This is a genomic window from Natranaerobius thermophilus JW/NM-WN-LF (assembly GCF_000020005.1).
Lineage (GTDB): Bacteria > Bacillota > Natranaerobiia > Natranaerobiales > Natranaerobiaceae > Natranaerobius > Natranaerobius thermophilus.
Genome location: NC_010718.1, coordinates 1,335,527 through 1,356,411, shown reverse-complemented (window position 1 = coordinate 1,356,411; position 20,885 = coordinate 1,335,527). Strand labels below are relative to the sequence as shown.

Below are 20,885 nucleotides of genomic sequence, written 5' to 3'. Positions count from 1 at the left end.
GCAAAGTAGAGATTTTACGCTGTCTGTTTATTTTTTTGACTAAGCCCGGGGGCTAATTTTTCAGTCAAAATTGACCATACATTCGCAGCTACGAAAATGGAAGAATAGGTTCCGCTGATCACACCAATTAACAGAGCAATTATAAGCGGCCTTATAGTTACTCCTGCAAAAATAAACAAGCTAATTAAAACTAATAAAGTTGTAATTGAAGTACATAAGGATCTTTTTAGCGTTCTTTTAATACTAATTTGGATAGTTTCAAAAAGAGTCAATTTCTTTTCGAACTTAAGAGTTTCTCTAATTCTATCAAAAACCACAATAGTGTCATTCACTGAATACCCAATGATAGTCAGTATAGCTGCAATAAAAGGCTCATTAATTTCAATCTGAAATATTGAAAAAACAGCCAAAACAATGAAAGCGTCGTGAATTATGGCCGCAATAGCTGCTAAAGCAAATCTATACTCAAAGCGATAGCTAATAAAAGCAATCATCCCTAAGGAGGCAATTAATAAAGCCCAAAACGCTTCTGAACGCAATTCAGATCCGATTGTTCCACCCACATTATCAGTTCTTAAAACCTCTGATTCCGGCCAGCTATCCCGAAAACTGTCAATAATTTCATTGCGTGCCTCTTCATTTAATGAAACTGTCCTGATAATAACTTCTCTCTCTTCAGCTTCATCACCACCAGCTTCTTGAATAACACTATCTTCTAAACCGTGTTCTCCCATGATATCTCGCACTTCTGATACCTGATAGTCTTCACCTATTTTGATGTGAAGTAGAGTTCCTCCTGTAAAGTCAATCCCCACATTTAATCCATTAAACATCAGAGATCCTAAACCAATCACCAATATTACCAATGAAACTATAAACCAAATTTTGCGATTTGTTATTATTTCCATAGCTCTAACCCCTTTGTATTCCAAAATACTTAGTATCTCTAATTAATCTGCTAGACACCAGCAGTTTTAAGATCACTCTCGTAAACAAGACTGCAGTAATCATACTTGCAATTATTCCAGTTGATAATGTTACGGCAAAACCTCTGATGGGACCGGACCCAAAGTAGAATAGGACAGCGGCAGCAATTAAGGTTGTGATATTGGCATCTAAAATAGTTCTGATACCTTTTTTGAAGCCTGATTCTACAGAGACACGAAGGGTTTTACCATAGTTTAATTCTTCTTTAATTCTTTCAAATATAATCACATTGGCATCGACAGCCATTCCCAGAGATAATATTAGACCTGCAATCCCCGGTAACGTAAAAGTTGCATCTAGATAGATCAAAGCATTAAAAATAATCACCAAATAAACAGCCAAAGCAATATTGGCCATTAATCCAGGCAAACGGTAAACACCCAGCATAAATATCACTAACAAAGCAAGTCCAAGTAATCCAGCTTGTAAACTTTGTTCTTGAAATTCTTCTCCTAAGGATGGTCCCAAGGTTCGGGTTTCTAGCTCTGTTAAAGACACAGGTAGAGCCCCTGACCTTAGCATCAAGGCGACATTTTGTGCTTCTTCTACTGAACCCATACCATCAATCATACCTTGATCGTGAATAACATCCCTAATCTCAGGGGCTGAAACTAACTCTCCATCTAAAACTATCACTAAATGATCTCTCATGTGTTCTTGAGTGGCTTCGCGCATTCGATCAGCGCCTTGGGAGGTAAAATGGACATTTACATAAGGCTGACCTTGGGGAGTATATCCAACCCCAGCATCTTCAACGTGTTCTCCAGTTACAAAAGGACTAACATCTTTATTCTCTAAATCGATTTGTTCATCTTCGGTCACATCAATTTGTCGATATAGGTCTGGGCCGTAAAATTCTAGTTGTGCCGTTCTGCCAATAACATCCATTGCTCGCTCTCGATCAATCCCGGCACCTGCTAATTCAACTCTGATTCTATTAGCTCCTTCTTGTTGAACTACAGGTTCCGAAACGCCCAGCTCGTCTACTCTAGACCTAATAATTGTCTTAGCCCGTTCAATGGCATCATCATCGTCTTCTCCTGCTACATCTTCAGCTTCCAAGAGGACATATATACCTCCAGACAAGTCCAATCCTAGATTGATGTTATCCCTTGCATAATGATAGGAATAAAAACTCAGTCCAAATACAGCTAACAGTATTACCAATAAAATCGTCACGTATTTCCATCTGATCATAGCCTTTTAACTCTCCTTATTATAAATTCAACGATAGTTAAATAAGATTGTAAAGCTAATTATACCTTTGGTCAATTTTCGGTGTCAATCAGTTTTGCAAGAGCATTTCTCTCTAACTGCTGTCACAGTTTTTAATAACATTTCAGGAATAGTTAAATCATCAGTGGGCAAATAAAGATCACAGTATTCTTTAGCTGTCTGTAATCGCTTCCTTTGAAGCTCAAGCCTTTCTTTACCCCAGGAAATATTGCGCCTTTTCTGCGCTGTTTCTAAACTACAGGTGAGCATAACTAAAAAATCCGGCTGCTTTCTTTTCCATAAATTTTTAGACACCGAATGTTCTTGAGGGATATTAATAGCTTTGTAACCCATAGCAGTCAATCCCTCAACTAGTGTTGTTTTACCTGAAACGCAGTTCCCACAAACCCCAATCAAACATTCCTTTGGTTTCAAAAAAAATTTCCTCCTGTCATAATCATATTTAATACGTATACATAACTCTTAGTTGCCTGGGCTTGTGTTGATACTCTCCTGCAAATAATCCTAGAACTAATACTGACATATCATCCTGCGGACGATTCCGATCTCGATCTACTGCCAAAGATAAAATATCTTGACTTAGTTCATAAATGCCATCTTGTTGATTGTTTGTTTCTAACATTTCTATTATATCATCAACAGCTACCTGATTGCCAAATTTTCGCCCAGCATGAAATATACCGTCACTAAAACTAATAACTACTGTTCCAGGTGTAATAGGCAATTCATCAATGGTAGGTTTGACAAAATAATGAAATCCAATGGGTTTTACAGGTTCATCTAAGACTTTGATTTCATCTTCTGTTTTGACAATCACAGGACAATTACTATTTCTTGAAATCACCAAGGTGTCCGTAGCTAAATCGCATGAAACCATTGTTAGAGTAGAAGACACCCGTCCTCTTTTTTGGGCATACAAAAAATCATGGGCGGCTCGAGAAACAGCCCCATCCCTAGTTCCATCTGAAACCAGGGAAGCAGCTTTAGCAGCCACCGTATTACTAGTAATTTTAGCCGATGGACCGCTTCCTTGACCATCGGCCAAAATTGCTGTAATACCACCTTGAGGGCGCTCTACTACTTCAAAACTGTCCCCACTTTCGCCACTTGCATGCTTAGGAACTTTATCAGTAGCAAGTTCAATTTTCAATGTAACTGCTCCTTCCATGTTTTGATAACAACCCATGGACACAGAATATTTGGGATAAATTATTTTATATGAAGGCTGCGTAATCTATTCAGGGCTGATGCCAGTTCGAAGGGTCTAAAAGCTGCATACTCACCAGGATGACCTTTAAAACCTGACAACACATCCAAACCTTTTTTGTCTATATCCTCCATAACCCTGTCAATAATTTGGTTCATTGTCATATTACTATCAATGTAAAACTTCAATATATAGAAGATAGCATCACCAATAGCTCTAGTCTGGCTTGTGTCCACTAATTGTTCAACTTCAGAAAGCAAGATATTCTGTTTACCGTACTGAATTTGTTTCAATCCTTTAGCGGCTACTTTCCTCTTCTTACCTTTTATAGGATCAAGGCCCTTTTTCAAAGGCTTTCTAGGAGTTATCCTTCCAAAGCTCTTCCCACCTTCTTTTTTACGATAGGCCTCGTGTTTCTTAGCTATGTTGTGGGCTTGGCCTGTTACTTCATAAGGTTTATAGTGATCCATCATGATTACATTATCCGCTACATCAAAGTAATCACCAGAGCCACCCACGACTAGGACCGTACTTACTTGATGTTCTTGATAGAGCAATCTAATTTTATCGATCAATGGAGTGATAGGCTCTTTATTTTTAGCAACTAATTCTTGCATTCTAACATCTCTAATCATAAAGTTAGTAGCAGAAGTATCTTCGTCAAGTAATAGAACTTTCGCCCCTATTTCCAATGACTCCATAATATTGGCGGCTTGTGATGTACTTCCACTGGCGTCTTCGCTGGAAAAACGTTGGGTATCAGCTCCGTGAGGCAAATTATTAATAAAAGGACTGATATCAACTTTTTCTACTTTCCTGCCATCTTCAGCTCTAATTTTGACTGATTCTTCCCTAGAAACAACAAGTTCTCTACCATCTTCAGGCAGGTGATTATATACGCCTCGCTCCAAGGCAGTTAATAAAGTTGACTTTCCGTGATAGCCACCACCGACTATTAAAGTGATTCCTTCCTTTAAAAACATACCTCTAACCTTTCCTCTATTGGGCAGTTCAACCTCTCCCTCTAGGTTTTCAGGTGAGTAAAAAGGTATAACCTCCTCTTTATTCATAGGTCTATCATCTATGCCGCTTCGTCTAGGTAGTATAGCACCGTTTCCCACAAAAGCTATATAATTATTCTTTTCTAAATAATCCCTCAAATAATCCTGGTCTTCAACTACTGCAATATGCTCCTCCAATTCAGTTGTATCCAAAGCTTCATTATAGAGGGAAGAAGAAACTATTTTGGTTATTTCTTGTTCAAATATTTCAATGGCTTCTTTCCCAAGGATCTTTCTACCACGGGCCGGTAATCCAATAACAAAACGTGCCTCTACATAGTTATCATTGACTACCATTGAAGAACGTCCTAAGACTTCTTGACCTCCAGCATCTATAGCAATCATGCCACTTTTTCCTGTTCCTCGATTTCCTTTAGCTTTGTTTACAGCCTGGTCAAAAGCACGAGTTAGATAGTCCTCCAAGGCAATTTTACGTATTTTATTTTGGTAATAGCTTTTAGGAAATTTGGCAAGCTCCATGGGCACTCGAAATCTTAAACGCGAGGGACTTGCAAAGGGGTCTCCTTGAACGTAATCAATATACAATTCTCCACCATCAGGATACTTATACATCCCTTGAATGTCTTTATAGGCCTTATAGCCTTTCCCATCGATCCTGGAAAGAGTGGCTATCAGCTTTTTAAGATCTGCCATAGCAACACCTCCTATGATTCTAGAATAACTTTTATCAGTGCTGTTGCGGGACATTTACAAATTTCAGCTGATCCAATTGATGTAGGTAAAATTACTGTTAACTCTTCTCCAGTTTTTTTCTTATCTCTAAGCAGCAATTCCTCAATTATATTTGGGTCTTTAACTTGTATAGGTACTTCTGGAACTTTTGTTAACTCTGGTAACTCGGCGATTGCTTGATAATCCTTATAGGTCAGCTTGTTTAGTTTATAGGAAAGTTCTGCTGACATGGCAAGTCCCCACATCACAGCTTCTCCATGCTTAAAATAGTTATAAGATGTTGCTCCTTCCAGGGCATGAGCGAAGGTATGCCCTAAATTTAACAACATCCTAATGCCAGTATCAATTTCATCCTGAGATACAATATCTGCTTTGATTTCACAAGATTTGTGGATTAGATACGAATACCTTTCCCAGGAAACATTATTAAGGGGTTCACAGTCTTCAAATAAAGATTTCACTGTTAAAAATAACTCCCGGTCACATAGAATACCATATTTAAAAACTTCTGCCAAACCAGCCCTGAGTTCCCTGATGGGAAGAGTATCTAAAAAATTTGTATCTATTATTACTGCTTTGGGCTGATAGAAATTACCTACTAAATTTTTATAGCCACTTTGATTTATTGCAACCTTTCCTCCAACACTGCTATCCACCTGAGCAAGTAAGGTTGTCGGTACATGAAGGAGATTAGCCCCACGCATGTAAGTAGCTGCTACAAAACCTGTTAAGTCTCCTACGACACCACCACCAATCCCAATGAACCAAGAAGACCTGTCAAGATTAAGGCTAGCAGCCTTCTCATATAGCGATTCTGAAACTGATAAAGACTTGCTATCCTCTTCTCCTGGTATGATAATTTGATTGACCGTTCGCGACTCGGTTAAAAACTCTATCAATCGTGTGATTTTATCCCTGTGCAACCTTGCTATCCGCGAATCAATAACTATCAAAACACTTACATTTCTTGGTATCACCTTATCTAACAGATTGAGAATGGCTTTACCAATATAGATAGGATACTTTTTTTTGGATTTAACCCCTGTTTCAACTGTTAAAGTGTCAAATTTATTTTTCAAAAAAATCCCCCTATATTATCTAGTATCTAAATACTCAAAGTAAGCTTGATAATTTCGTCTCAATTCATCTATTGAATCACTACCAAATTTTTCTTTCACTACTTTGGCAAGTTCATAGGCTATAATATGTTCAGCCACTATAGCTGCCGAAGGGACAGCACAACAATCAGAACGTTCAATTTGGGCATCAAAAGCTTCTTTAGTATGAATATCCACACTTTTTAAAGGCTTGGATAGTGTAGGTATGGGCTTCATGGCTCCTCTGACGATCACAGGTTCACCATTGGAAATACCACCCTCTACACCACCGGCATTGTTTTGATCTCGATAGTAACCTCTATCCTGGGAATAAAAAATTTCATCATGAATTTGAGAACCAGGGAGTGTTGCCGTTTGAAACCCAGCACCTATCTCTACTCCTTTTATTCCCTGCAAGCCCATTAATGCTCCTGCTAGCAGACCATCAAGTTTACGATGATAATGAACATGGCTTCCCAATCCCGGAGGAAGGTTTTCAACTATAACTTCAAATTCACCACCTAGAGTATCTCCTTGGAGACGTGTTGAATCTATCTCTTCAATCATCTTCTGCTCTGTTTTAGGGTCTATACAATTCAGTTGTGATCTTTCGAGATTTGAAATTAATTCTTTCATGTTAGAGAAATTATTAGTATGAGTTACCCCTGTTAGCTCTTGAGATAGGCTTATACTACCTATTCTAGTGACATGACTAATAATCTTGATATTTAAGTCTTGAAGAAGTTGTTTACACAAGGACCCCACTGCCGTTCTCATAGCTGTTTCCCTGGCACTAGATCTTTCCAAGATGTTTCTAATATCACTTTGGTCATATTTTAACGCACCAGCTAAATCAGCGTGACCAGGTCTAGGTTTTGTAACTTGGGTATTAAATTTTGACTGAGACTCAGATTGTTTTGTACTAGACTCTTCAGAGTCTATTTTTGACGGATTCATTTCATCTTTCCAATTCTGATAATCTTTGTTAAATATTTGAAAAGCTATGGGTGCCCCTGTAGTGACACCCTGACGAACACCTCCCAGAAAATTTACAGTATCGCCTTCGATTTTCATGCGACCTCCCCTACCATAACCTGATTGACGCCTTGCTAGTTCTGAATTTATTTTGCTTTCATCAATTTCAAAGTTTGACCAGAATCCTTCTAATATCCCTACCAATGCTGGTCCATGGGATTCACCTGCTGTTAGAAAATTAAGACTCATGTCCTCACCTCTTCAAATATACTGCCTGATTTTTTTCTTTACGATTACGAATTAAATAATATCCTCCAACAATAATTAAAATCACACTTACTACTTGAGCTACCCTTAAAGGACCTAACATCAAACTGTCTACACGTAATCCCTCTATCCAAAAACGACCAAATGAATATAAGATTAAATATAAACTAAAGATCTCTCCCTGACCCTGTCTGAATTTTTTTCGATAATATAGTAAAAAGGCCAAAACTAGTAAGTTCCACCCAGATTCATAAAAAAAAGTAGGATGATGATAAGAACCATTAATTTCAATAGCCCATGGCAAATCAGTCTCATAACCGTAAGCTTCTTGGTTGATAAAATTTCCCCAGCGACCAATTGCCTGTCCCAGAATCAGACTAGGTGCAGTCACGTCAGCCAAGGCCCAAAAATTAATATTTTTGTATCGGCAATAGATAATTGCTACTAAGATAGCAGCAAATATACCGCCGTGAATTGCCAAACCTCCTTGACGAAAAGCAAAAATCTGTTCCGGATAGACAGAAAAGTAATCCCATCTAAAAATGACATAGTACAAACGTAAGCCAATAACAGCAACAGGCAAGGCAAATAATAGATAAGTTATTAAATCGTCAGGGTCCAATCCCTGTCTTTGACTTTCTCTAATAGCTAAATACAAGCCGATTAAAATCCCTAAAGTAATCAAAATGCCATACCAGTATACTGAAATCGGTCCAATTTCAAAAGCTACTGGATCCATATTTATACCTCCTTCAAAACCTTCAAATTAACACCTTCTAGGTTCAGAAACCATTTTTTTAACTCTATCATACCCGAAAAACCTCCCAGGCTATTATTTCTACCAATAACTCGGTGACACGGCACCAATAGGGGGCAGGGATTTTTTCCTAAAGATTGTCCGACTGCTCTACTTGCCCCTGGTTTATTTAATATTTTAGCTATCTGTCCATATGTGCACACTTCTCCCCAATTGACCCTTTTAGTAACTTCCAATACCTGTTTAGTAAAGGTAGGTAGACCTTCCAAAGAAACTGGAATTGAAAAATTCACTAGTCTTCCTTGAAAATACAAGTTCAGTTCTCTTTCTAGAGCTGTTAGTTTTTGATTTTGATAGCTGGATAGTTCCTCTTCTAAACCTGTTTCTTCCTGCTTATCAGGTAAAATCACTCTATTTACAATGCCCTGATTATGCCCAAAGGTGATTGTTCCCCATTTAGTTTCATAAAGCATCTTTTTAAACATTAACTCCCCCCGACTATAGTATTATAGGATACTTGATCCGATTAAAGAATACTTGATTTATATCATAAGATCTAAATATAATACATTAAACCCTGAGACGATTTTTGATAATATTTATTCCTGAGATCATCTAAAGTGATCTGATTGAGTTGTTTTATTAAATCTTGAGAAAGTTCATCCCAAAATTCACTGGTTACTGATAACAATTCCTTTTCGCCCGCTTGATCAGAAGCATCTTCACCAAAATGAATTGGTTCTATAGAACTCAACACTTGATATACGGTGATTTTTTCTGGGTGATATTTTAATTTATATCCACCTTGAGTTCCTCTAGTACTTGCTAATATATCGGCCTTTTTTAATGGAATGGACAATTGTTCCAAGTATTTTTCTGAAATACCTAGGGCTTTGGAAACCGTTTTTAATGGAATAACTTCCTTGGAATAATTAACAGCATAATAGAGACTACATGCCAGAGCCCATTTGCTCCTAGTAGATACTTTCACGGTCTTACACCCTCCCTAATGTTTTTTGATATAATTGCTCATATTGTGGGATAACTTGTTCTACACTAAATTTATTAATCACCCTATTTCTAGCATTATTGCCCAAACTTGTGCTTAAAGATTCATCCAGCAAAATTTTTAAAGTTTTTTCGGCCATACCGTCAATATCTCCTACAGGCAATAGATAACCTGTCTCACCTTCAGAAACTACTTCAGGAATACCACCCACCTGAGTTGCTATTACAGGAATCCGAAAAGCCATAGCCTCTAATGCTACTAATCCAAAACTTTCGCGTTCAGATGGCAAAATAAACAAATCCGATATATCTAAAATGTTTTTTATCTGATCTTGTTTACCCATAAATATAATTTCGTCCTCTAATCCAAGTTCTCTTGCCAATTGTTCTGCCTTTGTTTTATCAGGGCCATCGCCCACCATTAACAGCTTTGTAGAAACTTGTTCCTGGACTTTTGCAAAAGTTTGAATTACATCTTCCACCCTTTTTACAGCTCTAAAATTAGATATATGCAGTAATATTTTTTCACCATTTGGGGCCAATTCTTTTCTCATTTGCCTATTATTGTTTCCTGGTCGGTATTCCTCATAGTCAATAAAATTATATATTGTAGAAATCGGTTGTTCAATTCCAAATATATCATAAGTTTCATGTTGCAATTTGTTTGAAACACATGTAAGAGAATTACTGTCTTCCATGCTGTATTTTGTTATGGGAAAAAATGAAGGATGGTTTCCTACCAAAGTGATATCAGTACCGTGTAAAGTGGTTACTACTACAGGGGCTTGATCGGTTTCTCTTTTGAGCATATCTCTAGCGAGATTACCACAGACTGAGTGAGGTACCGCATAATGAACATGAATTATATCTAAACCTTCTTTTTTGCTCACCTCAGCAATTTTACTGACAAGGGAAAAAGAGTAAGGAGGATATTTTAATACAGGATATGTGGGTACTTGAACTTCATGGAAAAAAATATTGGTATAATATTTATCAAGTCGGAATGGTACTTGATATGAAAAAAAATGAATTTCATGACCTCGCTTTGCCAGTTGTTTCCCCAGTTCTGTAGCTACCACTCCACTACCCCCATGGGTAGGATAGCAAACAATACCTATCTTCATTATTAAGCACCCCCAATACTTAACAGGTCATTAATTCGTGGAATTCGATCACAAATTAAACCTTCACCCAATTCACATCTGCCTAAATGGCCCATGTAACGATCTCTAGCTTTAATCCTTTCTAAAAATGAAGGGTGAGTTAGTCTAGTATCACGACCTTGGGCATACTCATCCAAGCCCAGTTGTGATTTATGAGCTAAAATACTATCTATTTTCGTTTTATGTACAGAAGTTATATCAACCACTAGATCAGGGTTTTTGGGTCTAGCAGCTAAGAAAAAATATAAATTACTGGGCCTAAAAGGCTCCCCTTTCCCTGGATATTTATATAAACCAGATAAATGAGCTGCTTCTCTAACTAATTGAGAAGCGTGTATATGGTCTGGATGGTCATCTTCTGAATAAATTGTAATAATAGTTTCTGGACGGTACTTTCTAATTAAAGAAACTGTTTTTTTGAGGTTTTCCTCAGTAGTTCGAATAAATCCATCAGGTATTTTTAAATTTTCTCGCACTGCTACCCCCAAAATTTCAGCAGCATTTTGAGATTCTTGTCTCCTTATTTCTATAGTGCCATTAGTTCCCATTTCTCCTTGAGTGAGATCACATATTCCAACTTGATAGCCTTTCGAAGTATGAAGAGCTATAGTGCCACCAACCCCCAATTCTGCATCATCAGGGTGAGGTGCAATTACTAATAGATCTAATGAATTCATAATTAATCACTCTCCTACCTACCATCTTTTTTATACTTAATTCCATTACCAAAAGTTAATATCTTGATCTTTGATCATTCTAAGTCAACCACTGATATTTTTTGAGGGTTGAGGGGTGTCTTTAACAGTTTTTTTAATACAGAACTGTCATATTTACACAAAAATTCCCCAATATTATACTCTCTTTCTTGTAATTTATCCAGAGGATAGATTTTTATCTTTGAGTAATCCAGATCTCTCTGAGCTTGTAATTGTTGACGTCGAAAATATTGGTCTCCCTTTTCTTTCAAATAATATAACTGTCTATATATCAAATGGAAATTCTTTTCTTCAAAATCGTAAATCTTTTCATCTAGTCTTGATAACTCTTGAATAAATTTTTCATGCTCTTCCTTGATAGTACGACAAGTATCATTAAGAACTTTTTCTGTATTAATGGGAGCTAGTTCCCGAAAAACTCGTTTTCTAGTGGTAGGCCAGTCATAAAAGATGTTTTCTGGACCGATCTGGTACTTTTCTAATATGCTTTTCACATCTGATTCTAATAACAAATAGCTTTCTCTAGGATAAATTACAGGCATTCCAATTTCAAATTGTTCATAAATTTGTTTTAGTTGAGCAAAGTAGCTAATCTCACCTGGTCCCGCTACATAAGCCAGTGATGGCAATAAAAAATCTTGTAACACAGGCCAAAGAGTAACATTAGGGCTGAACTTAGCTGGATCAGATTCAAGCTCTCGAACCAAATCCTCTTTCGATTTCTCAATACCTAAGTTAGCTAGTAAAAATTGATCTCCCTCTACAGTTAAGGGGGATCTAATACCTTGATAATAATAAAATAAGCCCGAGTGATTTACTCTTAGATCGACTTGTCCTGAATAACCCCGATTATTTAACTTTTCAGTTTGTGAGTCTATACTATTATGAAGTCCTTCTCCCAAATCCAATGCCTTTGAAAAAATCGGCTTGCTCAGTTGCCGAAATACTGGCTTCATAGGATCTATTACTAGTACACCTTCGTTGCCAAACAATTCTAAAATTATGGCAGCAGTCCAATCGGCTAGAGTTTTGGACTGTTCCAAAGTTTTACTGAATAGTGTCATCCATTTATCATAATAAGGGCTGTCTTGCAATTGTTGAGCTAACTTATCAAGTAAATCTTGACTTTTATGTTTGATATCCCGGTCACCGATAGAAAAACCTTCTTTATCATCATGTATCTCGTATAGTAGTTGCTCACCTTTGTGATCAACGGTTTTTAGCCAGTTGACCTCTTGAAAGTCATGGTCATCAGAGCAGATCCAAAAAATAGGAATAACATTGGCATCTAGATTTTTAGACAGTTTTTTTGAAAGTTTAATCGCTGTAATTATTTTGTAGATGGCGAACAACGGGCCTGTCATGATCCCTGGTTGTTGACCTGTCACCACTGTCATTGTTTCTGGATCATTAAGTAATTCTATTGTATTGTAAACTTTAGGATTATCTGTAAATTTTTTATGGTAATTGTGTAATCCTAAGGTTAATTGATTTCGAAATGTTCTTCGGTTGGCCTCTCTTTCTTGTAATTTCTTAGCTTGCTTCTCAAAAGAACTTTCTTGCCATGGGGATAATTCAAAGAAGTCCTTTAAAGGATCAAAATTATAAAGATAATCCAAGTAAACTTGCGATCCCATATCCTCATTAAATGTCACTTCATTTTGAAACAAATAGATCACCCCTCATTTCATGAACTAAGCTAATTATTTTCTCCCTTTCATTTAATAATAATTGCTAGCAAATATCAAGGGTTTAGTCAAAAAAAGGGCTGCAAAAATGCAGCCCTACTAATAATATCAAGTTTGCAATAAATATTCTAAGATTTGTACTGCATTAGTAGCAGCCCCTTTTCGAAGATTATCTGCTACAATCCATAAATTGATTCCATTGGTTAATGTAGGATCTTTTCTAATCCGTCCTACATAAATTTGATCAGAATCGTCACAATCTATAGCAGTTGGATAATCATTTTCACCTAAATTATCGTTAACTACAATTCCTGCCCCTGTTTTTAACACCTCTCTCACCTTTTCTGGGTTGATATTATTTTCTTCAGTTTCAATAGTAACTGCTTCACTATGACCATTTACTACAGGAACTCTAACACAAGTAGGTGATATTTTGATATTCGGTGAAATAATTTTGCGAGTTTCGTTAATCATTTTTAGTTCTTCTTTTGTCAAACCTGATTCAGTAAAGTCATCTACATGAGGTAGACAGTTAAACTCAATATTCTTGGGATATGCCTTTCTCTCAGTATCTTCGTAATAGCCTGCCAACTGCAATGCGGCGTTTTTTCTCAATTCTTTCATGGCTGCTTTGCCTGAACCCGACACGGCTTGATACGTACTAACAATCACCCTTTTAACACCAAATTCATCGTCTATATATTTGAGAGGTACCACCAACTGGATAGTTGAACAGTTTGGGTTTGCAATAATTCCTTGATGCTCCTTAGCTGTTTCGGGATTGACTTCAGGAACCACTAATGGTACATGGGGAGCCATTCTGAAACGTGAACTGTTATCGATAACAGTTGCCCCAGCCTGGACTGCTTTTGGAGCGAATTCCTCACTAACGTCTCCACCTACAGCAAACAGTATATAGTCTAGTTTCGAAAATAGCTCCACATCTATTTCTCTGGTAAATATTTTTGTGCCTTTAAAGTACAGGGGCAAACCAGCAGACTTTTTTGTTGTCAAAAGATACAATTCTTGAGGGGTAATATTCCGTTCTTCAAGAACTTCCAAGATCTTGCCACCAACTAAACCGGTAGCACCTACAACGCCTAATTTAAAAGACAATTATCCTCTCCCCTTTAATTAAGAAAAATACTCACATATTTTTTCCATAGCTGTTTTTAGTCTGTCCTTTGTCACCGTCAGGGCAATTCTAAAATACCCCTCACCGTGTTTTCCAAATCCAATACCTGGGGTAACTACCACACCAGTCTTGGTAAGTAAAGATTTAGTGAAATTGAAAGAATCTTGATTGCCAGGTACTTGTGCCCAAACATAAAAAGTGGCTTTGGGGTGATAGACATGAAAACCTGCTTCTTCCAAAAATTCAATAACCAAGTCTCTTCGTTCTTTGTATGCCTTCAATATATCCGGAATGTATTCATGTCTATTTTCCAAAGCATGGGTAGCAGCTAACTGCAATGGTGTGAACACTCCAGAATCTACATTGGTTTTGTACTTAGCTAATGCAGAAATTGCCTTTTCATTACCTACAACAAAACCTACACGCCAACCGGTCATATTAAAGGTTTTAGATAGGGAATTAAATTCGATGGCTACTTCTTTGGCACCAGGTACTGATAATAGACTCTGAGGTTGATAATCATCAAATGCAATTTCACTATAGGCAGCATCATTACACAATAATAACTTATTTTTTTGACAGAATTTCACAGCATGACTGTAGAAATCTTTGCTGGCTACAGCCGAAGTAGGGTTGTTAGGATAATTCATAAAAACAATTTTACCTTTACTTAATCGGGACTGGGGAATACTTTCTAATTCCGGAATAAAACCATTATCCTGCTTTAATGGCATAGAATGAGGTGTACCACCAGCCAGAATAGTTCCATTTTTATAGACAGGATAAGAAGGATCGGGGATAAAATTAATGTCTCCCGGGTTTAAGATGGCTTGTGAAATATTAGCGATACCCTCTTTAGAGCCAATTAAAGTTAGGATTTCCCGATCAGGATTCAATTCAACTCCAAACCTGCTTTGATAGTATTCTTTTATAGCATGTTTTAATTTATCAATACCATCATAGGCTGGATAACCATGATTTTCACCCTTATACATTTCCTGAGTAGCTGCTTTAATTATTCCTTCAGGTGGTTTCATGCCAGGATCACCAATTCCCAATTTGATTATCTCTTTACCTTTGGCCTGTTCTTTTTGGACCATTTTATCGAGATCAGCAAATAAATAAGGTGGCAAATTATTTAAGCGGTGGGCCGATTGCAATTAAAAACCTCCTTTAGCAATACGAGGATTTTCTTATAGATATGTATTAATTTTGTTCTCTATTAATTACATAATAAAAAAAAGAATCGGCTATTAACCGATTCTCCTTAAACCAAGACTCTTAATTTTACTTTTAGTCATCACGATGTTTAAAAACTTGCATTAATTCCTCCAAAACCTCTTCCTCTTCATTTCCTCTTTTAATAGCTCCTTTAACACAGGAATGTAGGTGCTGTTCCAAGATTTGATCACTAATTTTACGAAGGGAAGATTGAACTGCAGAGATTTGGTTAATGATATCAATACAGTACTTGTCCTCATCAATCATTTTTTCAATTCCCTTCATATGACCAATCACTGTTTTTACCCTTAACTGCAAATCCTTTTTATCACTTACCATAAAATCCTCCCCTTATATTTAATCACCATTTGGACACTTATTTTATTAAAGGTATTGAAATATCTAAACTAGAATAATTTAAGATAGTATAATATAATCTAATCTAAAAATTTCTTTATTAATATCAGAATCTCTGATATTTAGTTATTGATACTGTGAAAAGTTTCAGTTAAACTGAAACGGATTTAAATTTTACAGATATCAATTCAACTTTAATACAACTAATAAAAAATAAGCGAGGTTATATTATGAATATAAATAAAGGAATTATTTTAGCTATTATTGCAACTTTGTTTTTCTCTACCAGCCCAATTTTCACACGGTTAGCCACCGAACTTTCTCCCAGTCAAGTCGCTTTTGCCCGCATGTTTGGTGGCAGCTTATTTATAGCTATCTTCTTAAAGTCTGGAACAAAATTACTTATATCAGAAAGTTTTAAACTCCGATATCTCATCTATGGAGTAATTACCGCTTTCCACTTTCTATTTTATATCTGGTCTCTATACTATACTTCAATTGCCCATAGCCTAGTCATTATACACACAGCTCCCGTTTATGTTTATTTATACGAGGTTTATAAAGGTCATAAACCCACCATGAGTGAAGCTATAGGAACAATTTTGGCTTTATTGGGTTTGGGGATATTGTTAGGTTTTCAACCTTATGTTGATTCTACAATTATCTTAGGAAATGTCATGGCTTTTGTATCCGCTCTATGTTTGGCAATCTACTCTTTAATAGGTCGCCGGGAAAAAAATCGAGGTCCTTTGTTACCTTATACCTTTTGGCTATATTTTATATCATCATTAGTATTACTTCCTGCGGCAGCTGCAGACTTTCAAGTTGCCTTTAGCTTTAAGGAAATTAGCGCCTTAATAGGCCTGGCACTATTTCCTACAGCCCTAGGACACACTATATACAATGCTTCCTTAAGACAAATCAGAAGTTTTTATCCAAGTATTATAGCAACTCAAGAGGTAACCGGAGGAATTTTACTTGGTATCGTATTTCTATCAGAAATACCAACAATTCAAACTATTATAGGTGCATTAATTTCTCTAGCTGGAATTATAGTTATTGTTTACAAATCCCAGTCGTCTTAATTACAGCTTTAGTTCGTAGTTAATTTTTTGAGTATTTTTGGCTTGAATTTTTGTGGCTGAGATGTTTTCACTTTATTATCGTACATTTTTAGCCCTGTATAGGAAAAACCCATAAACAATATACCAAAGGCCAAGCCAATTAAGTTCTCATCACCATTAATTTCTGCTGCAACCATATTCCCTAGAAATAATCCCAAAACCAATGAAAATAATGGAAAAAGATATATTAAAAAAGAAGCCAGTACAATATCTTTTCCTTCCATATCTACAACTACCTCGTCACCGACCTCAGCGTTTACAGTGTTTTCAAGCTCCAATTCAGAGGTTTTGTTACCGCTCATCCCAAAGTCGCAGGCACCACAGTTTTTACATGCTGAATGACGCTCTATTTCCACTGTTACATAATTATCCTTGCGCTCAATTACTTTTCCCACTTGGTTTTCATTTTCACTTTGATTCGACATAAAAATTACCCCCCCATAACTTCATTCACTAGTTTAATAGCAGCTCTATGAGGACTGATTTGTTGTGTTTTCACCTGCTCCATGATTGAATCTTCACCCTGATGCCTTTCCATTAGAAGTTCTAATTTTCTCCCCAGGTCTTGACGAATGAGTTCCAAGACTTGTTTTTGTGCTCTTTCATTTCTTAGCTCTTCCCATCTTCCAGTATCCTTAAGCAAGTTTTTATGATCTATAAAAACATTTGCCAATTCATTAATACCCTGTCCCGATACAGCAGATGTAGACACTATTTCAGGTCGTTCAGTATCATCATGATAATGAAAATCTAACATACTTTCAATTTCTCGTAAAATCTTATCAGCACCTGGGAGATCTAATTTGTTAATTACAAAAATATCGCCAACTTCCATAATACCAGCTTTCATAGTTTGTATACTATCACCTGAGTTAGGAGTTAAAACAACAGATACCGTATCTGCTATTTGAATTACTTCAACTTCACTCTGTCCTACACCAACTGTTTCAATAATTATTATATCAAAACCAGAGGCATCTAAAATTGCCACTGCTTCCCTAGTAGAAACACTAACTCCACCTAAACTACCTCTGCTGGCCATACTTCTAATGTACACCCCTTTGTCTAGGGAGTGATCCTGCATTCTAACACGATCTCCAAGGATCGCTCCTCCACTGAAAGGACTTGAGGGATCCACTGCTATTATTCCTACTTTTAAATCCCGACCTCGGAACTGTTTTATTAAAGAACTGACCAGTGAGCTTTTACCCGCTCCAGGTGCTCCTGTAATACCAATGATATGGGATGTTCCAGTTTTAGGATACACCTGATCCATTAAACTTGTAACTTGCTCATCATTGTTTTCAACTATAGTCAGGGCTTTGGCTATTGCCCTAGGATTTTTCCAAGTTAACTCAGTGACTTCCATCTGCAACCCCCTATAAGTTTACAGTTTATAGAACTAAACTTTCTTCAATAAAATTAATGATTCCATCATAATCATCCCACGAAAATACCGAAATGTTTCTTAAATTCTCTGGCAGCATTTTCTTTACCTCTTGTAAGTTTTCACAGGCAAGGGCATATAAGTTATCCTCGTTACTACATAGCGGAATATTATCTCCTTTATCCCTTATCACTTCTATTTTAGGTTTTGGTCCCCTTTTATAACCTTCAGTTAAAACAATATCAACACCATCGCCAATTTTTTCTTGTATTTGTTCAATTGATCTTTCCTGGTTTAATTGCTCAATCATTGCCATTTTATAAGGAGATGAAATTACTACAGTATCCGCTCCAGCTTCCCCGTGCTTCCAAGTATCCTTACCTGGTTTGTCAATATCAAATCCATGGACATCATGCTTGATTGTTGCTACCTGATACCCTTTTTCTTTTAGTTTTGTCACCAGATTACAAATTAGAGTAGTTTTACCATTTTTTGACTTCCCCGCTATAGAAATCACTGGTGGCTTCATGTAACTTCAATGCCCCCTTTATCTTTTGACAATATTTAAATTTAAGTCAGTACACGTATTTGGTCACCTGGTTTTATTTTGCCACCTTTTTCTATTTTAGCAAAAATTCCTTCTCGAGGCATGACACAATCCCCAGCTTGCTGATAAATGGCACAGCGATCATGGCATTCTTTTCCTATTTGAGTTACTGTCAGCTCCACAGTGTCACCAATGGTAAAACGAGTGCCTATAGGCAATGCAATCAAATCAAGATTTTTTGTGGTTATATTTTCCGCAAAGTCTCCTGGAGAAACTTGCAATCCTTGAGCTTTCATTTTATCAATACTTTCTTGAGCCAATAAGCTTACCTGTCGGTGCCAATCTCCTCCGTGAGCATCTCCTTCTAAGCCATATCCTTCAATAAGTTTCCCTTCATCAACTACTGACTTTCGTTCACCTGTTTGTCCACTCTTGCAAACAGCTACTACCTCAGCCCTTCTTGTTTGATTATTTTTATTAGCCTCCAATTTGACTCATCCCTCTCTTTCTATTTAAATCATTTGTCAGCATATCCTCTGAATGAATGGTCGAAAGATTATGCTGGCTAGGTTTTGCTAATATAGCTTTAAGTAACAATCTCTCTATATCATAATTAGATTTTAAAGCTACTCTTAAGTCCAATTCTTCATCGGAAAATAAGCATGTTTTAATTTTTCCATCGGAAGTAAGCCTAAGACGATTACAATCTCCACAAAAGTGCTCACTTACAGCGGAAATAAACCCTATTTTACCTACACCATGTTCAAGTCTATAGTACTTGGCAGGCCCATTTCCTTTTGCCGTTTCCACAGGTAACAATTTGCCAACTTGACTACATTTTTCTTTAATATCTGTAATTGGTAGATAGGATTTTTTCCAATTTTCACCATCACTCATGGGCATGTATTCAATAAAACGTACCTCAATATCCTCATTCATTGTTAACCTGGCAAAATCAGCAATTTCATCATCATTCATTCCTTTAATAACCACAACATTTAGTTTTAAAGGGGTTAAACCCAAATTCCGAGCAGTTTCTTTGCCTTTTAAGACTTGAGCCAGAGTTCCTCCCCTAGTAATTTGAGAAAATTTAGTATTATCTAAGGTATCTAAACTGATATTAACTCGATTTATTCCAGCTTCTAGGAGCTGTTCACCTTGTTGGGCCAACAAGACCCCATTAGTAGTCAATGACAGATCCTCTATTCCTGGTATTCTTGATATGGTATTAACTAGTTTAGAAAAATCCTTACGCACAAGGGGTTCGCCCCCCGTAAATCTAATTTTTGATACTCCTAAATTGGCAGCCGCTGTTACTATTCTTTCAATATCTTCAAAGTTCAAAATTTGGGGGTGAGACATTTTCTCTACACCACTAGTTGGCATGCAATAAAAGCAGCGCAGATTACACCTATCAGTGACCGAAATTCTTAAATAGTCAATCCGTCTTCCGTACATGTCTAGATTTTTGTCTAATTCATTTGTCATTTTATTCCCTCCATAAATAAACATCAACTGCTTGGAAACAGTTGATGCAGTTCTCCTTTCCAAGCACGGGGGGAAAAAGGGTTTCCCCTTTTTCCTAACGGCTGAACCCCATAGGCGACCCCTTAGGGAGAGCAGCTCGGAGAAAATTATTCAGTTTTGCCTAAATATTTCCTAGCCTGTTCTAAATCTTCAGGTGTGTTGATGTTAAAAAAAGAGGCAAGATATTCATCATATTGCACACAATAATTGTCTGTCAGTTCTAGGACCTTAAACTCTTTTAAAGAATCAGTGATTTTAAAGTTCTCATGAAGCAATTGCTGCTTCATGGTATAGTGACAGTTTTTATGATAGACAGCAAATAGTGGTTCATAATGTCCTGAAATAACGGGTATGATAATGTCCCATTTATCCTTCCTCATTTCAGAAATCATTGCTTTTATGAGCTCAGGACTTATAAAAGGCATGTCCCCTGCAAAAATAAATCCATACTCATTACTTATTTCTGTAAGACCAGTGTAAATTCCTCTCAAAGAACTTCTTTTTAAATGAGTTAATTTATCGCTGACAACTTTGAAATCATTATTTTTGTAATCAAACTTTTCAGGTGAATTTGAAACTATTACAAGCTCATCAAAAATATCTGAGATAGATTCAATTACAATTTCAATCATTTTTTTCCCTTTTAATTTTAACATACTTTTGTCTGTTCCCATTCTACGACTTGCGCCACCCGCTAAAATCACTGCAGAAACATTATCAGTCATATTGACT

Annotated in this window: 23 protein-coding genes and 1 riboswitch; of the genes, 1 reads left to right on the top strand and 22 read right to left on the bottom strand. The window is 36.7% G+C overall.

What is annotated here, in order from left to right; all coding sequences use genetic code 11:
* Positions 1 to 14: 14 nt before the first annotated feature.
* From secF to NTHER_RS06445, 16 genes are all read right to left on the bottom strand, one after another.
* Positions 15 to 908: a protein translocase subunit SecF gene (gene secF, locus NTHER_RS06520; protein WP_041366961.1), complete on the bottom strand. Its 894-nt coding sequence runs from the start codon at positions 906 to 908 to the stop codon at positions 15 to 17.
* Positions 909 to 912: 4 nt separating this feature from the next.
* A complete protein-coding gene (gene secD / locus NTHER_RS06515; RefSeq protein ID WP_012447743.1) occupies positions 913 to 2,184 on the bottom strand; it encodes a protein translocase subunit SecD in 1,272 nt (423 codons plus the stop codon).
* Between the two features lie 84 nt (positions 2,185 to 2,268).
* Positions 2,269 to 2,637 (bottom strand): hypothetical protein, encoded by a 369-nt coding sequence (locus NTHER_RS06510; protein WP_012447742.1) that lies wholly within the window; start codon positions 2,635 to 2,637, stop codon positions 2,269 to 2,271.
* Positions 2,638 to 2,665: 28 nt separating this feature from the next.
* Complete coding sequence (locus NTHER_RS06505) at positions 2,666 to 3,391, bottom strand: PP2C family protein-serine/threonine phosphatase (protein ID WP_202943872.1); 726 nt, start codon at positions 3,389 to 3,391, stop codon at positions 2,666 to 2,668.
* A 41-nt stretch (positions 3,392 to 3,432) separates the two neighbouring features.
* Positions 3,433 to 5,145, bottom strand: coding sequence for an ABC-ATPase domain-containing protein (locus NTHER_RS06500; protein ID WP_012447740.1), 1,713 nt, complete (start codon positions 5,143 to 5,145; stop codon positions 3,433 to 3,435).
* Between the two features lie 11 nt (positions 5,146 to 5,156).
* Positions 5,157 to 6,263 (bottom strand): 3-dehydroquinate synthase, encoded by a 1,107-nt coding sequence (gene aroB / locus NTHER_RS06495; RefSeq protein WP_012447739.1) that lies wholly within the window; start codon positions 6,261 to 6,263, stop codon positions 5,157 to 5,159.
* A 15-nt stretch (positions 6,264 to 6,278) separates the two neighbouring features.
* A complete protein-coding gene (gene aroC / locus NTHER_RS06490; protein ID WP_012447738.1) occupies positions 6,279 to 7,505 on the bottom strand; it encodes a chorismate synthase in 1,227 nt (408 codons plus the stop codon).
* Between the two features lie 4 nt (positions 7,506 to 7,509).
* On the bottom strand, positions 7,510 to 8,262 hold the full coding sequence (lgt, locus tag NTHER_RS06485; protein ID WP_012447737.1) for a prolipoprotein diacylglyceryl transferase: 753 nt from the start codon (positions 8,260 to 8,262) through the stop codon (positions 7,510 to 7,512).
* A gap of 2 nt (positions 8,263 to 8,264) precedes the next feature.
* The gene (locus NTHER_RS06480) at positions 8,265 to 8,765 is read right to left on the bottom strand and encodes a methylated-DNA--[protein]-cysteine S-methyltransferase (RefSeq protein WP_012447736.1); all 501 of its coding nucleotides are present in this window, start codon (positions 8,763 to 8,765) and stop codon (positions 8,265 to 8,267) included.
* A 71-nt stretch (positions 8,766 to 8,836) separates the two neighbouring features.
* On the bottom strand, positions 8,837 to 9,271 hold the full coding sequence (locus tag NTHER_RS06475; protein ID WP_012447735.1) for an RrF2 family transcriptional regulator: 435 nt from the start codon (positions 9,269 to 9,271) through the stop codon (positions 8,837 to 8,839).
* A 4-nt stretch (positions 9,272 to 9,275) separates the two neighbouring features.
* Complete coding sequence (bshA, locus tag NTHER_RS06470) at positions 9,276 to 10,412, bottom strand: N-acetyl-alpha-D-glucosaminyl L-malate synthase BshA (RefSeq protein ID WP_012447734.1); 1,137 nt, start codon at positions 10,410 to 10,412, stop codon at positions 9,276 to 9,278.
* 2 nt (positions 10,413 to 10,414) lie between these two features.
* Positions 10,415 to 11,128, bottom strand: a complete 714-nt coding sequence (bshB1, locus tag NTHER_RS06465; RefSeq protein WP_012447733.1) for a bacillithiol biosynthesis deacetylase BshB1 — start codon at positions 11,126 to 11,128, stop codon at positions 10,415 to 10,417.
* Between the two features lie 74 nt (positions 11,129 to 11,202).
* Positions 11,203 to 12,837, bottom strand: a complete 1,635-nt coding sequence (gene bshC, locus NTHER_RS06460; protein ID WP_012447732.1) for a bacillithiol biosynthesis cysteine-adding enzyme BshC — start codon at positions 12,835 to 12,837, stop codon at positions 11,203 to 11,205.
* A gap of 126 nt (positions 12,838 to 12,963) precedes the next feature.
* Complete coding sequence (locus NTHER_RS06455; RefSeq protein WP_012447731.1) at positions 12,964 to 13,971, bottom strand: aspartate-semialdehyde dehydrogenase; 1,008 nt, start codon at positions 13,969 to 13,971, stop codon at positions 12,964 to 12,966.
* 18 nt (positions 13,972 to 13,989) lie between these two features.
* Complete coding sequence (locus NTHER_RS06450; protein WP_012447730.1) at positions 13,990 to 15,150, bottom strand: LL-diaminopimelate aminotransferase; 1,161 nt, start codon at positions 15,148 to 15,150, stop codon at positions 13,990 to 13,992.
* 133 nt (positions 15,151 to 15,283) lie between these two features.
* Positions 15,284 to 15,550, bottom strand: a complete 267-nt coding sequence (locus NTHER_RS06445; RefSeq protein WP_012447729.1) for a metal-sensitive transcriptional regulator — start codon at positions 15,548 to 15,550, stop codon at positions 15,284 to 15,286.
* Positions 15,551 to 15,798: 248 nt separating this feature from the next.
* Here NTHER_RS06445 and NTHER_RS06440 point away from each other — a divergent pair, with 248 nt between their 5' ends.
* Positions 15,799 to 16,653, top strand: coding sequence for a DMT family transporter (locus NTHER_RS06440; protein ID WP_012447728.1), 855 nt, complete (start codon positions 15,799 to 15,801; stop codon positions 16,651 to 16,653).
* Positions 16,654 to 16,661: 8 nt separating this feature from the next.
* On the opposite strand, the gene NTHER_RS06435 is transcribed toward NTHER_RS06440, so the two are convergent.
* From NTHER_RS06435 to mobA, 6 genes are all read right to left on the bottom strand, one after another.
* Positions 16,662 to 17,117 carry a SoxR reducing system RseC family protein gene (locus NTHER_RS06435; protein ID WP_012447727.1) on the bottom strand — a complete coding sequence of 152 codons (456 nt, stop codon included), beginning with the start codon at positions 17,115 to 17,117 and terminating at the stop codon, positions 16,662 to 16,664.
* Between the two features lie 5 nt (positions 17,118 to 17,122).
* Positions 17,123 to 18,061, bottom strand: coding sequence for a methylmalonyl Co-A mutase-associated GTPase MeaB (gene meaB / locus NTHER_RS06430; RefSeq protein WP_012447726.1), 939 nt, complete (start codon positions 18,059 to 18,061; stop codon positions 17,123 to 17,125).
* A gap of 25 nt (positions 18,062 to 18,086) precedes the next feature.
* Positions 18,087 to 18,608, bottom strand: a complete 522-nt coding sequence (gene mobB, locus NTHER_RS06425; RefSeq protein ID WP_012447725.1) for a molybdopterin-guanine dinucleotide biosynthesis protein B — start codon at positions 18,606 to 18,608, stop codon at positions 18,087 to 18,089.
* Between the two features lie 41 nt (positions 18,609 to 18,649).
* The gene (locus NTHER_RS06420; RefSeq protein WP_012447724.1) at positions 18,650 to 19,114 is read right to left on the bottom strand and encodes an MOSC domain-containing protein; all 465 of its coding nucleotides are present in this window, start codon (positions 19,112 to 19,114) and stop codon (positions 18,650 to 18,652) included.
* On the bottom strand, positions 19,104 to 20,114 hold the full coding sequence (gene moaA / locus NTHER_RS06415) for a GTP 3',8-cyclase MoaA (RefSeq protein ID WP_012447723.1): 1,011 nt from the start codon (positions 20,112 to 20,114) through the stop codon (positions 19,104 to 19,106). The genes NTHER_RS06420 and moaA overlap by 11 nt, the downstream gene beginning before the upstream one ends.
* Positions 20,115 to 20,151: 37 nt before the next feature.
* Positions 20,152 to 20,268: riboswitch (molybdenum cofactor riboswitch) on the bottom strand.
* Positions 20,261 to 20,878: a molybdenum cofactor guanylyltransferase gene (gene mobA, locus NTHER_RS06410; protein WP_012447722.1), complete on the bottom strand. Its 618-nt coding sequence runs from the start codon at positions 20,876 to 20,878 to the stop codon at positions 20,261 to 20,263. It overlaps the preceding riboswitch by 8 nt.
* Positions 20,879 to 20,885: the final 7 nt, after the last annotated feature.